Source organism: Streptomyces sp. NPDC003697 (assembly GCF_053587115.1).
Genome location: NZ_JBSFNN010000044.1, coordinates 41,326 through 54,671, shown reverse-complemented (window position 1 = coordinate 54,671; position 13,346 = coordinate 41,326). Strand labels below are relative to the sequence as shown.

Genomic DNA, 13,346 nt, shown 5'->3' with positions numbered 1-13,346 from the left:
CGCGCCGGTCCGAGGACGGGCACCCCGCGGCCCGGCCCCGCACCCTCGCGAGCCCGGTGGCGGCCTGAGCCGGCCGGGAGAGCGGGTTGCACCGGTTCCCCGGCGAGAGACCTGATCCGCGCCGGTCCGAGGACGGGCACCCCGCGGCCCGGCCCCGTCCCCCCCGAGCCCGGTGGCGGCCCGAGCCGGCCGGGAGAGCGCGTTACACCGGAACGTCGGCCGGCGAGAGGCCTGATCCGCGCCGGTCCGAGGACGGGCACCCCGCGGCCCGGCCCCGCACCCTCGCGAGCCCGGTGGCGGCCCGAGCCGGCCGGGAGAGCGGGTTGCACCGGAACGTCGGCCGGCGAGAGACCCGATCCGCGCCGGTCCGAGGACGGGCACCCCGCGGCCCGGCCCCGCACCCTCGCGAGCCCGGTGGCGGCCTGAGCCGGCCGGGAGAGCGGGTTGCACCGGATCGTCGGCCGAGACCCCGGGGCCGTGGCCCGTACCGGCAACACCAGCCGCCCCCTGCCGGCGGCCCGGGACCACCGGGGCCCCCGGCGCACCAGCGCCCGGGAGGCCGGAACCCCCTCCGCGAGCCGCCCCCCGGCCACGCCCGGACCGCCCGCGGCCGCGGTGGCCCGCCCCGGTAGCCTTGCCGCCCGTGACCGCAACCCTCGTCTGGATCCTCGTCGCGCTCGTCGCCGTCGGCCTGTACCTGAGCTGGACGGCGGGCCGGCTGGACCGCCTGCACGCCCGCATCGACGCCGCCCGCGCCGCGCTCGACGCCCAGTTGCTGCGCCGGGCCTCCGTCGCCCAGGAACTGGCCACCTCCGGGGTGCTCGACCCGGCGGCCTCGATCGTGCTGTACGAGGCCGCGCACGCCGCCCGGCAGGCCGAGGAGGAGCAGCGGGAGGTCGCCGAGAGCGAGCTGAGCCAGGCGCTGCGGGCCGTCTTCGCGGAGGCACCGCAGGTCGAGGCGGTCCGCGGGGCGCCCGGCGGAGAGGACGCGGCCCGGGAGCTGACCGAGGCCGTACGCAGGGTCCCGATGGCCCGGCGCTTCCACAACGACGCGGTCGGGGCGGCCCGCAGGCTGCGCGAGCACCGCAAGGTGCGCTGGTTCCGGCTGGCCGGTCACGCGCCCTTCCCGATGGCCTTCGAGATGGACGACGAGCCGCCCGCGGCCCTGGTGGATCGGGGGGCCTGAGCCCTCCGTGCGCGCCGTCCACGAGGGCGTTTCGGCCGCCACCGGCCGAAAAGGGTCCACCGGCTTGCCATTGGCCCTTGCTGTGGCCTGGTCCACTCGCGTTTCCTCGGGAGAGCAACAATCGCCTTTCCCCCGAGTGAGGTCACCTCGTGTCCACCACGATCCCCAACTCCGACCAGACCCCCGAGACCGGCACCGCCCGCGTGAAGCGCGGCATGGCCGAGCAGCTCAAGGGCGGCGTGATCATGGACGTCGTCACGCCGGAGCAGGCGAAGATCGCCGAGGACGCGGGCGCCGTCGCGGTCATGGCCCTGGAGCGGGTCCCGGCCGACATCCGCAAGGACGGCGGTGTGGCCCGCATGTCCGACCCGGACATGATCGAGGGCATCATCGACGCCGTCTCCATCCCGGTGATGGCCAAGTCCCGCATCGGCCACTTCGTCGAGGCCCAGGTCCTGCAGTCCCTCGGCGTCGACTACATCGACGAGTCCGAGGTCCTCACCCCGGCCGACGAGGTCAACCACTCCGACAAGTGGGCGTTCACGACCCCGTTCGTCTGCGGTGCCACCAACCTCGGCGAGGCCCTGCGCCGTATCGCCGAGGGCGCCGCGATGATCCGCTCCAAGGGCGAGGCCGGCACCGGCAACGTCGTCGAGGCCGTCCGCCACCTGCGTCAGATCAAGAACGAGATCGCCAGGCTGCGTGGGTTCGACAACCACGAGCTGTACGCCGCCGCCAAGGAACTGCGCGCCCCGTACGAGCTGGTCAGGGAGGTCGCCGAGCTGGGCAAGCTCCCGGTGGTCCTCTTCTCCGCCGGCGGCGTGGCGACCCCCGCCGACGCCGCGCTGATGCGCCAGCTCGGAGCCGAGGGCGTCTTCGTCGGCTCCGGCATCTTCAAGTCGGGCGACCCGGCCAAGCGCGCCGCCGCCATCGTGAAGGCCACCACCTTCTACGACGACCCGAAGATCATCGCGGACGCCTCCCGCAACCTCGGCGAGGCCATGGTCGGCATCAACTGCGACACCCTCCCCGAGACCGAGCGCTACGCCAACCGCGGTTGGTGAACCACGCCGCCGAGGCCGTGAAGCCGTACGTACGAAGGACTGCAGCACACACATGACCGACGCACCCGTCATTGGCGTCCTGGCCCTCCAGGGCGACGTACGGGAGCACCTCATCGCCCTGGCCGCGGCCGACGCCGTGGCCAGGCCGGTGCGGCGCCCCGAAGAGCTCGCCGAGGTCGACGGCCTCGTCCTCCCCGGCGGCGAGTCCACCACCATCTCCAAGCTGGCCGTCCTCTTCGGAGTGATGGAGCCGCTGCGCGCGCGCGTCCGCGACGGCATGCCCGTCTACGGCACCTGCGCGGGCATGATCATGCTCGCCGACAAGATCCTCGACCCGCGCTCGGGCCAGGAGACCATCGGCGGCATCGACATGATCGTGCGCCGCAACGCCTTCGGCCGGCAGAACGAGTCCTTCGAGGCCGCGGTCGACGTCAAGGGCGTCGAGGGCGACCCCGTGGAGGGCGTCTTCATCCGCGCGCCGTGGGTCGAGTCCGTCGGCGCCGGGGCCGAGGTGCTCGCCGAGCACGAGGGCCACATCGTCGCGGTCCGCCAGGGCGGCGTCCTGGCCACGTCGTTCCACCCGGAACTGACCGGCGACCACCGCGTGCACACCCTGTTCGTCGACATGGTGCGCGCGAAGCGGGCAGCGGAGTCCTTGTAGGATCTCCGGGGGGCACCTCCCGGGCTCCACAAGCGCCGGGGGAGTTCGTTGCAGAGCTGGGTTACGCGAAGGAGACAGGCAGATGTCCGGCCACTCTAAATGGGCCACGACGAAGCACAAGAAGGCCGTCATCGACGCCAAGCGCGGCAAGCTCTTCGCGAAGCTCATCAAGAACATCGAGGTCGCGGCCCGCATGGGCGGAGCGGACCCCGAGGGCAACCCGACGCTGTACGACGCCATCCAGAAGGCCAAGAAGCAGTCGGTCCCGAACAAGAACATCGACTCCGCGGTCAAGCGCGGCGCCGGCCTGGAGGCCGGCGGCGCCGAGTACGAGACGATCATGTACGAGGGCTACGGTCCGAACGGCGTCGCGGTGCTCATCGAGTGCCTCACGGACAACCGCAACCGCGCCGCCTCCGAGGTCCGTGTCGCCATGACCCGCAACGGCGGCTCCATGGCCGACCCGGGCTCGGTGTCGTACCTGTTCAACCGCAAGGGCGTCGTGATCGTGCCCAAGGGCGGGCTGGGCGAGGACGACGTCCTCGGGGCCGTGCTGGACGCCGGTGCCGAGGAGGTCAACGACCTCGGCGAGAACTTCGAGGTCATCAGCGAGGCCACCGACCTGGTCGCGGTCCGCAGCGCCCTGCAGGACGCCGGCATCGACTACGACTCCGCCGAGGCCAACTTCGTCCCGACCATGCAGGTCGAGCTGGACGAGGAGGGCGCCAAGAAGATCTTCAAGCTGATCGACGCGCTGGAGGACAGCGACGACGTGCAGAACGTCTTCGCCAACTTCGACGTCAGCGACGAGGTCATGGAGAAGGTCGACGCCTGAGGCCGGCCGGCTCGACGGGCCCGACGGGCCGGCGGTGGGCAGCCGTCGGCCCGTCCCCCTGTCCGGCGCCGCTGTGCGCCGTTGTCAGTGGCACCCGATAGCCTGCACAAACAGGCGATCGAGGAAAGGGGCGCGCGTGCGCGTGCTGGGGGTGGACCCGGGGCTGACACGGTGCGGTGTCGGTGTCGTCGAGGGCGTCGCGGGCCGCCCGCTGACCATGCTCGGCGTCGGCGTCGTCCGCACCCCGGCGGACGCGGAGCTGGGACACCGCCTGGTCGCCGTCGAGCAGGGCATCGAGCGGTGGCTGGACGAGTTCCGGCCCGAGTACGTCGCCGTCGAGCGGGTCTTCAGCCAGCACAACGTCCGCACGGTCATGGGCACCGCCCAGGCCAGCGCCGTCGCGCTGCTGTGCGCCACCCGCCGCGGACTTCCCGTCGCCCTGCACACGCCCAGCGAGGTGAAGGCCGCCGTCACCGGCAGCGGCCGAGCCGACAAGACGCAGGTCGGCGCCATGGTGACCCGCCTGCTGCGGCTCAGCGCGCCACCGAAGCCCGCCGACGCCGCCGACGCCCTCGCCCTCGCCATCTGCCACATCTGGCGCGCCCCGGCCCAGCAGCGGCTGAAACAGGCCGTCGCCCTGCGGGCGGCGCCGGCACCGAACCCGTCGACGGCGCCGAACCCGTCGCACGCATCCGACACGTCGAAGGGGCGTATCGCGTGATCGCCTTCGTCAGCGGCACGGTGGCCGCGCTCGCTCCCGACGCCGCGGTGGTCGAGGTGGGCGGTGTCGGCATGGCCGTCCAGTGCACGCCGAACACGCTGTCGGCGCTGCGTGTGGGCCGGCCGGCCAGGCTCGCCACCTCCCTCGTCGTACGGGAGGACTCGCTCACCCTGTACGGCTTCGCGGACGACGACGAGCGCCAGATCTTCGAGCTGCTGCAGACCGCGAGCGGCGTCGGGCCGCGCCTGGCCCAGGCCATGCTGGCCGTGCACCGCCCGGACGCCCTGCGCCGCGCCGTCTCCACCGGCGACGAGAAGGCGCTCACCGCCGTCCCCGGCATCGGCAGGAAGGGCGCCCAGAAGCTGCTGCTGGAGCTGAAGGACCGCCTCGGCGAGCCGGTCGGCGCCCCCGCCGTCGGCGCGGCCGTGACGAGCGGGTGGCGCGACCAGTTGCACGCCGCCCTGATCGGCCTCGGCTACGCCACCCGCGAGGCCGACGAGGCCGTGGCGGCCGTCGCCCCGCAGGCCGAGGCAGCGGAGGGCACCCCTCAGGTGGGCGCGCTGCTCAAGGCGGCCCTGCAGAGCCTGAACCGGGCCCGCTGAGCGCAGCCCGCCCGCGGGCCGGCGGCCCCGCCGTGAGGCCTCGGAACGCCCCGCGCGCCGCGCTTCCCGGAAGGTCACCCTCCGGGCCCCGCCCGACCGACGCACCCGGCAACCCCGGCTAGGAGAACTCGAGTGAACTGGGACGACACGACCGACAGCTCCGCCGCCGAGCCGCTCGCCGGCCCCGCCGCGGAGCGGCTGGTGGGTTCTGTCGCCGACCGTGAGGACCAGGCCGTCGAGGCCGCCCTGCGCCCCAAGGACCTGGGTGAGTTCATCGGCCAGGAGAAGGTCCGCGAACAGCTCGACCTCGTGCTGCGCGCCGCCCGCGCGCGCGGCGCCACCGCCGACCACGTGCTGCTCTCCGGCGCCCCCGGCCTCGGCAAGACCACCCTGTCGATGATCATCGCGGCCGAGATGGGCGCCCCCATCCGCATCACCAGCGGCCCCGCCATCCAGCACGCCGGCGACCTCGCCGCGATCCTGTCCTCCCTCCAGGAGGGCGAGGTACTCTTCCTCGACGAGATCCACCGGATGTCCCGGCCCGCCGAGGAGATGCTGTACATGGCGATGGAGGACTTCCGGGTCGACGTCATCGTCGGCAAGGGCCCCGGCGCCACGGCCATCCCGCTCGAACTGCCCCCGTTCACCCTGGTCGGCGCCACCACGCGCGCCGGCCTGCTACCGCCCCCGCTGCGCGACCGCTTCGGCTTCACCGCGCACATGGAGTTCTACGAGCCCACCGAACTCCAGCGCGTCATCCACCGTTCGGCGAGCCTGCTCGACGTCGAGATCGAGGCCGACGGCGCCGCCGAGATCGCCGGCCGTTCCCGTGGCACGCCCCGCATCGCCAACCGCCTGCTGCGCCGTGTGCGCGACTACGCCCAGGTCAAGGCCGACGGGCTGATCACCAGGGAGATCGCCGCGGCCGCCCTCGCGGTGTACGAGGTGGACGCCCGCGGTCTCGACCGGCTCGACCGGGCGGTCCTCCAGGCACTGCTGAAGCTGTTCGGCGGCGGCCCGGTGGGTCTGTCGACACTGGCCGTCGCGGTGGGGGAGGAGCGGGAGACCGTCGAGGAGGTCGCCGAGCCCTTCCTCGTCCGGGAGGGCCTGCTCGCCCGCACCCCGCGCGGCCGGGTCGCCACCCCCGCCGCCTGGGCACACCTCGGTCTGACCCCGCCCCGCGCGCCGGCTGCGGGAAACGGACAACAGGACCTGTTCGGGGCGTGACGGCGCGCGCAGTGGCCGGGGCAGGAACCCAGGTGCCATGCTGAGCGTTGTTCCTTGTGTGCGGACTCGCTTAGACTCCGCCGATGCCGCCCCAGTCGGCAGCACACCTACACCCCCATCCAGAAGGCCGCCCACCAACGCGGTCGTGTGAAGGAAGTACCGACCCGTGAGTCTCGTGACCCTCCTCCCGTTCATCGTGCTCATCGGGGCCATGTTCCTGATGACCCGGTCGGCCAAGAAGAAGCAGGCGCAGGCCGCCGACATGCGGAACCAGATGCAGCCCGGCAGTGGTGTCCGCACCATCGGGGGCATGTACGCGACGGTCAAGGATGTCAGCGACGAGACGGTCCTCCTCGACGCGGGCCCGGGTGTGGAGCTGCTGTTCGCGAAGAACGCGATCGGCGCCGTCCTGTCCGACGACGAGTACAACCGCATCGTCCACGGCATCGAGCACGACCTGAAGTCCGACGCCGGCGTCGTCCCCGACGACGCCTCCTCCCTCACCGGGACCGACGAGCCCGCCGCCGACGCTTCCGCCGCCTCCGACGACAAGCCGGTCGACCTCGGCAAGAAGGACGCGGCCGAGGAGCCCGTCGACACCGCCGCCGAGGCGAAGGCGAACGAAGAGCCGAAGAAGACCGACGGCGACTCCGAGACGAAGTAGTCACCTCCCAGGGCGCGCGGCAGGGGCCGCGCGCTCTGGGGTGCGCTTTTCGTACGGGGTTCCGACACCATGTCATGGCCGCCACCGGGCCCACCCGGCGCGGGGCGGCCCGAGAGGGAGTCAGAGAAGGTGGCAGCACCTAAGAAGGGCCGGAGCGGGAGCGCCCAGAGCAAGCCGTGGCGCTCGCTGGCCCTCATCCTGATCGCCATCGTGGCGCTCACCGGAGGCATGTTCGCCTCCGGGCACACCACTCCGCGTCTCGGCATCGACCTGGCCGGCGGTACGAGCATCACCCTGAGGGCGGTCCCCGAGCGCGGTCAGGAAGCCGCGATCAACAAGACCAACATGGACACCGCGGTCGACATCATGAACCGCCGTGTCAACGGTCTGGGTGTCTCGGAGGCCGAGGTCCAGACGCAGGGCGACCGCAACATCATCGTCAACATTCCCAAGGGCACCAACTCGGAGCAGGCCCGGGAACAGGTCGGCACCACCGCGAAGCTGTACTTCCGTCCGGTCCTCGCCACCGAGGTCTCCGGCGGCGCCACGCCGACCCCGACGCCGAGCGCCTCCTCCGGCACCCCGGGGAAGACCGGCGACAAGGCCACCGACAAGGGCGCCGACAAGGCCACCGGGAAGGGCGCCGACAAGGCGACCTCCTCCGCGAGCCCGTCGGCGAGCCCGACCCAGCAGGGCCGCGCGGTCACCGGCGGCCTGACGGCGGACGCCACCCCGTCGGCGGGCGGCTCGGCGTCCCCCAACCCGACGGGCGCCGGCGCCACCCCGTCCGCCGGCGGCACCGACAGCAAGCTCCAGGCCGAGTACGCCGGGCTGGACTGCAGCAAGGAAGCGGTCCGCGCCACCGCCGGCAAGGGCGCCCGGCCCACCGAGTCGACCGTCGCCTGCGGCAAGAACTCCCAGGGCGTGTGGCAGAAGTACGTCCTCGGCCCCGCCGCCGTGGACGGTACGGACGTCAAGAAGGCCCAGGCCGTCTACAACACGCAGACCGCCGCCGGCTGGACCGTCACCATGGACTTCACGTCCAAGGGCGCCAAGAAGTTCGCGGACATCACCGGCAAGCTCGCCCAGAAGCAGTCCCCGCAGAACCAGTTCGCCATCGTCCTCGACGGTGAGGTCGTCTCCGACCCGTACGTCCGCGAGGCGCTGACCGGCGGCAACGCGGAGATCTCCGGCAGCTTCGACCAGCAGGCCGCACAGAGCCTCGCCAACATGCTGTCCTACGGCGCCCTGCCGCTGACCTTCAAGGAGGACAGCGTCACCACCGTCACCGCCGCGCTCGGCGGCGACCAGCTGCACGCCGGCCTCATCGCGGGCGCCATCGGCCTCGCCCTGGTGGTCATCTACCTGGTGGTCTACTACCGCGGCCTGGCCATGATCGCCGTCGCCTCCCTGCTGGTCTCCGCGCTCCTCACCTACGTGATCATGGCGCTGCTCGGCCCGGCCATCGGCTTCGCGCTCAACCTGCCGGCCGTCTGCGGCGCGATCGTCGCGATCGGCATCACCGCGGACTCGTTCATCGTGTTCTTCGAACGGGTCCGGGACGAGCTCCGCGAGGGCCGCTCGCTGCGCCCGGCGATCGAGCGCGGCTGGCCGCGCGCGCGGCGCACCATCCTGGTGTCCGACTTCGTGTCGTTCCTGGCCGCCGCGGTTCTCTTCATCGTCACCGTCGGCAAGGTCCAGGGGTTCGCGTTCACGCTCGGTCTGACCACACTCCTCGACGTGGTCGTCGTCTTCCTGTTCACCAAGCCGCTGCTGACGGTCCTGGCCCGCAGGAAGTTCTTCGGACAGGGCCACAGCTGGTCCGGTCTGGACCCCCAGCGCCTGGGTGCCAAGCCGCCGCTGCGCCGCACCCGTCGTCCATCCCGTCCGGCCGCCGGCCCCGTCGAGACGAAGGAGGCGTGAGATGTCGAAGCTCGGCAACCTCGGCGCCCGACTGCACCGCGGCGAGGTCGGCTACGACTTCGTCGGCAACCGCAAGATCTGGTACGGCGTCTCCATCCTGATCACCATCACGGCCATCCTCGGCCTGGCGGTGCGCGGCCTGAACATGGGCATCGAGTTCCAGGGCGGAGCGGTCTTCACCACACCGAAGGGCATGAGCGTCTCGGTGCCCCAGGCCGAGACGTACGCGGAGGAGGCCTCCGGCCACGACGCGATCGTCCAGAAGCTGGGCGACGGCAGCCTGCGCATCCAGATCGCCGGTATCGACACCGACAAGTCGGACCAGATCAAGGACGCGCTGGCCAAGGACCTCAGGGTCGACGCGGAGAAGATCAACGCCGACCTGGTCGGCCCCAGCTGGGGTGAGCAGATCGCCAACAAGGCCTGGCAGGGCCTCGCCATCTTCATGGTGCTCGTGGTGATCTACCTGGCGATCGCCTTCGAGTGGCGCATGGCCCTCGCGGCCCTCGTCGCCCTGATCCACGACATCACCATCACCACCGGCATCTACGCCCTCGTCGGCTTCGAGGTGACGCCGGGCACCGTGATCGGTCTGCTGACGATCCTCGGTTACTCGCTCTACGACACGGTCGTCGTCTTCGACAGCCTGAAGGAGCAGACGAGGGACGTCACCAGGCAGACCCGCTGGACGTACAGCGACATCGCCAACCGCTCCATCAACGGCACCCTGGTGCGGTCGATCAACACCACGGTGGTCGCGCTGCTGCCGGTGGCAGGCCTGCTGTTCATCGGCGGTGGCGTCCTCGGCGCGGGCATGCTCAACGACATCTCGCTGTCGCTGTTCGTCGGCCTCGCGGCCGGTGCGTACTCCTCGATCTTCATCGCCACGCCGCTCGTAGCCGACCTCAAGGAGCGCGAGCCGCAGATGAAGGCGCTCAGGAGGCGCGTGCTCGCCAAGCGGGCCCAGGCGGCCGCCAAGGGCGAGCCCCTGGACGCCGAGTCCGCGGGCGTGCCCGGCGACGACGACACCGACGACGCCGCCCCCGCCTTCGCGGGCCCGCGCCAGCAGCCCGCGTCCCGGAGCCGGGGCCGCGGCCGACCTTCCGGAAAGCGCCGATGACCGACATCCAGGAGCTCCTGCTCAGCCGTATCCGCGACGTGGAGGACTACCCGGAGACGGGGGTGGTGTTCAAGGACATCACCCCGCTCCTGGCGGACCCGTCGGCGTTCACCGCGCTCACCGGCGCCCTGGCGGACGTCGCCACCCGGCAGGACGCGACCAAGGTCGTCGGTCTGGAGGCCCGCGGCTTCATCCTCGGCGCCCCGGTCGCCGTCCGCGCGGGCCTCGGCTTCATCCCCGTGCGGAAGGCGGGCAAGCTCCCCGGAGCCACCCTCCGCCAGGCGTACGACCTGGAGTACGGCTCCGCCGAGATCGAGGTGCACGCCGAGGACCTGACCGCCGCCGACCGCGTCCTGGTCGTCGACGACGTCCTCGCCACCGGCGGCACCGCCGAGGCGTCGATCGAGCTGATCCGCAGGGCGGGCGCCGAGGTCGCGGGCGTAGCGGTCCTCATGGAGCTCGGCTTCCTCGGCGGCCGAGCCCGCCTGGAGCCGGCGCTGGCGGGCGCGCCGCTGGAGGCGCTGCTCACGCTCTGACCCGCCCGGCCCCGGGCCCCCGGGTCCGGCCGGCCGCTGGTGCGGGCGTCCCGCGCGAGCCGCGGAACACCCGCGGGACACCACACGGACGGGCGCCGGAGGAATCCGGCGCCCGTCCCGTGCGTTTGTGGTGTGTACGGCCCGCTCACCGGGCTGGAGGCGAGCCCGGACCCCGGGATCGCTACCATGGGACCTCCGGAGCCTGACCGGGGGACCCGGATCGCGCACGAGGAGTCCTCTTGCCAGACGAGGCCCAGCCACTGACCGCCGCAAAGCCCGAGTCCGCCTCGGCGCCTGCGGCGAAGCCCGCGCCGCACGCGACGAACGACACCCGCGGGACGGCCGAGCACGCCCAGTCGGCGCCCGTCGACAAGTCCGCCCAGCAGGCACGCCCCAAGCCGGCCCCCGCTCCCGACGCCACCCGATCGGGAGCCTCCCCGTCCTCCGAGCGTCCCGCGCCGCCTCCCGTCGTCCGCCCGGCCGCCGGCCAGCCGGCCCGCTCCGGCTCCTCCAACCGCGTCCGCGCCCGCCTGGCACGCCTCGGCGTCCAGCGCGCCAACCCCTACAACCCGGTCCTCGAGCCGCTGCTGCGGATAGTGCGCAGCAACGACCCGAAGATCGACGCCGCCATGCTGCGCCAGATCGAACGCGCGTACCAGGTCGCCGAGCGCTGGCACCGCGGCCAGAAGCGCAAGAGCGGCGACCCGTACATCACGCACCCGCTCGCGGTGACCACGATCCTCGCCGAGCTCGGCATGGACCCGGCCACGCTGATGGCGGGCCTGCTGCACGACACCGTCGAGGACACCGAGTACGGCCTCGACCAGCTGCGCCGCGACTTCGGTGACACCGTCGCCCTGCTGGTCGACGGTGTCACCAAGCTGGACAAGGTCAAGTTCGGCGAGGCCGCGCAGGCCGAGACCGTGCGCAAGATGGTCGTCGCCATGGCCAAGGACCCGCGCGTCCTGGTCATCAAGCTCGCCGACCGCCTGCACAACATGCGCACCATGCGCTACCTCAAGCGCGAGAAGCAGGAGAAGAAGGCGCGCGAGACCCTGGAGATCTACGCGCCGCTCGCCCACCGCCTGGGCATGAACACCATCAAGTGGGAGCTGGAGGACCTGGCCTTCGCGATCCTCTACCCCAAGATGTACGACGAGATCGTCCGCCTGGTCGCCGAGCGCGCCCCCAAGCGCGACGAGTACCTGGCCAAGGTGATCGACGAGGTCCAGGCCGACCTGCGCGCCGCCCGCATCCGGGCCACCGTCACCGGGCGCCCCAAGCACTACTACAGCGTCTACCAGAAGATGATCGTCCGCGGCCGTGACTTCGCGGAGATCTACGACCTGGTCGGCATCCGCGTCCTCGTCGACACCGTCCGCGACTGCTATGCGGCACTGGGCACCGTCCACGCCCGCTGGAACCCGGTTCCGGGGCGGTTCAAGGACTACATCGCGATGCCCAAGTTCAACATGTACCAGTCGCTGCACACCACGGTCATCGGCCCCAGCGGCAAGCCGGTCGAACTGCAGATCCGCACGTTCGACATGCACCGCCGCGCCGAGTACGGCATCGCCGCGCACTGGAAGTACAAGCAGGAGGCCGTCGCCGGCGCCTCCAAGGTGCGCACCGACGTGCCCAAGGCGTCCGGCAAGGACAAGGACGCCATCAACGACATGGCGTGGCTGCGGCAGCTGCTGGACTGGCAGAAGGAGACCGAGGACCCCGGCGAGTTCCTGGAGTCCCTGCGCTTCGACCTGTCCCGCAACGAGGTCTTCGTCTTCACCCCCAAGGGCGACGTCATCGCGCTCCCCGCCGGGGCCACCCCGGTGGACTTCGCCTACGCGGTCCACACCGAGGTCGGTCACCGCACCATAGGAGCGCGGGTCAACGGACGTCTCGTCCCGCTGGAGTCGACGCTCGACAACGGCGACCTGGTGGAGGTCTTCACGTCCAAGGCGACCGGCGCGGGCCCGTCCCGCGACTGGCTCGGCTTCGTGAAGTCGCCGCGCGCCCGGAACAAGATAAGGGCCTGGTTCTCCAAGGAGCGCCGCGACGAGGCGATCGAGCAGGGCAAGGACGCGATCGTGCGGGCCATGCGCAAGCAGAACCTGCCCATCCAGCGCATCCTCACCGGCGACTCACTCGTCACGCTGGCCCACGAGATGCGCTACTCGGACATCTCCGCGTTGTACGCGGCGATCGGCGAGGGCCACGTCTCCGCGCAGAACATCGTGCAGAAGCTCGTCCACGCGCTCGGCGGCGAGGAGGCGGCCACCGAGGAGATCGACGACGAGAGCGTGCCGCCGTCGCGCGGCCGCAGCCGCAAGCGCCGCGCCAGCGCCGACCCGGGCGTCGTCGTCAAGGGGGTCGACGACGTGTGGGTGAAGCTGGCCCGCTGCTGCACCCCGGTTCCCGGCGACCCCATCATCGGGTTCGTCACGCGGGGCAGTGGGGTGTCCGTCCACCGCAGCGACTGCGTGAACGTGGAGTCCCTCTCCCGCGAGCCGGAGCGCATGCTGGACGTCGCGTGGGCGCCGACGCAGTCCTCGGTCTTCCTGGTCGCCATCCAGGTCGAGGCCCTGGACCGCTCCCGGCTGCTGTCCGACGTCACGCGGGTGCTGTCCGACCAGCACGTCAACATCCTCTCGGCGGCCGTCCAGACCTCCCGCGACCGGGTCGCGACCTCCCGCTTCACCTTCGAGATGGGCGACCCCAAGCACCTGGGGCACGTCCTGAAGGCGGTACGGGGCGTGGAGGGCGTCTACGACGTGTACCGGGTGACGTCGGCGCGCAGGCAGTGACCT

The 13,346-nt window shown here is 72.0% G+C and carries 12 protein-coding genes; all 12 read left to right on the top strand.

The features are described from left to right. Positions 1-643 precede the first annotated feature (643 nt). Entirely contained in the window at positions 644-1,186 is a 543-nt protein-coding gene (locus ACWDNY_RS18925; RefSeq protein ID WP_451646905.1) for a hypothetical protein, read from the top strand. 215 nt (positions 1,187-1,401) lie between these two features. After that, positions 1,402-2,250: a pyridoxal 5'-phosphate synthase lyase subunit PdxS gene (gene pdxS, locus ACWDNY_RS18920; protein WP_451646906.1), complete on the top strand. Its 849-nt coding sequence runs from the start codon at positions 1,402-1,404 to the stop codon at positions 2,248-2,250. A gap of 52 nt (positions 2,251-2,302) precedes the next feature. Continuing rightward, positions 2,303-2,911, top strand: coding sequence for a pyridoxal 5'-phosphate synthase glutaminase subunit PdxT (gene pdxT / locus ACWDNY_RS18915; RefSeq protein ID WP_451646904.1), 609 nt, complete (start codon positions 2,303-2,305; stop codon positions 2,909-2,911). 82 nt (positions 2,912-2,993) lie between these two features. After that, positions 2,994-3,746 (top strand): YebC/PmpR family DNA-binding transcriptional regulator, encoded by a 753-nt coding sequence (locus tag ACWDNY_RS18910; protein WP_451646903.1) that lies wholly within the window; start codon positions 2,994-2,996, stop codon positions 3,744-3,746. Positions 3,747-3,882: 136 nt separating this feature from the next. Beyond that, positions 3,883-4,467 (top strand): crossover junction endodeoxyribonuclease RuvC, encoded by a 585-nt coding sequence (gene ruvC / locus ACWDNY_RS18905; RefSeq protein ID WP_451646902.1) that lies wholly within the window; start codon positions 3,883-3,885, stop codon positions 4,465-4,467. Continuing rightward, positions 4,464-5,069 carry a Holliday junction branch migration protein RuvA gene (gene ruvA, locus ACWDNY_RS18900; protein ID WP_451646901.1) on the top strand — a complete coding sequence of 202 codons (606 nt, stop codon included), beginning with the start codon at positions 4,464-4,466 and terminating at the stop codon, positions 5,067-5,069. Before ruvC ends, ruvA begins: the two co-directional genes overlap by 4 nt. A 132-nt stretch (positions 5,070-5,201) precedes the next feature. Beyond that, entirely contained in the window at positions 5,202-6,296 is a 1,095-nt protein-coding gene (gene ruvB, locus ACWDNY_RS18895) for a Holliday junction branch migration DNA helicase RuvB (RefSeq protein ID WP_451646900.1), read from the top strand. A gap of 166 nt (positions 6,297-6,462) precedes the next feature. After that, positions 6,463-6,960 (top strand): preprotein translocase subunit YajC, encoded by a 498-nt coding sequence (yajC, locus tag ACWDNY_RS18890; RefSeq protein WP_451646899.1) that lies wholly within the window; start codon positions 6,463-6,465, stop codon positions 6,958-6,960. 129 nt (positions 6,961-7,089) lie between these two features. After that, a complete protein-coding gene (gene secD / locus ACWDNY_RS18885; protein ID WP_451646898.1) occupies positions 7,090-8,883 on the top strand; it encodes a protein translocase subunit SecD in 1,794 nt (597 codons plus the stop codon). 1 nt (position 8,884) lies between these two features. Continuing rightward, entirely contained in the window at positions 8,885-10,003 is a 1,119-nt protein-coding gene (gene secF, locus ACWDNY_RS18880) for a protein translocase subunit SecF (protein WP_451646897.1), read from the top strand. Beyond that, on the top strand, positions 10,000-10,539 hold the full coding sequence (locus ACWDNY_RS18875; RefSeq protein ID WP_451646896.1) for an adenine phosphoribosyltransferase: 540 nt from the start codon (positions 10,000-10,002) through the stop codon (positions 10,537-10,539). The genes secF and ACWDNY_RS18875 overlap by 4 nt, the downstream gene beginning before the upstream one ends. 239 nt (positions 10,540-10,778) lie before the next feature. Next, the gene (locus ACWDNY_RS18870; RefSeq protein WP_451646895.1) at positions 10,779-13,343 is read left to right on the top strand and encodes a RelA/SpoT family protein; all 2,565 of its coding nucleotides are present in this window, start codon (positions 10,779-10,781) and stop codon (positions 13,341-13,343) included. Positions 13,344-13,346: the final 3 nt, after the last annotated feature.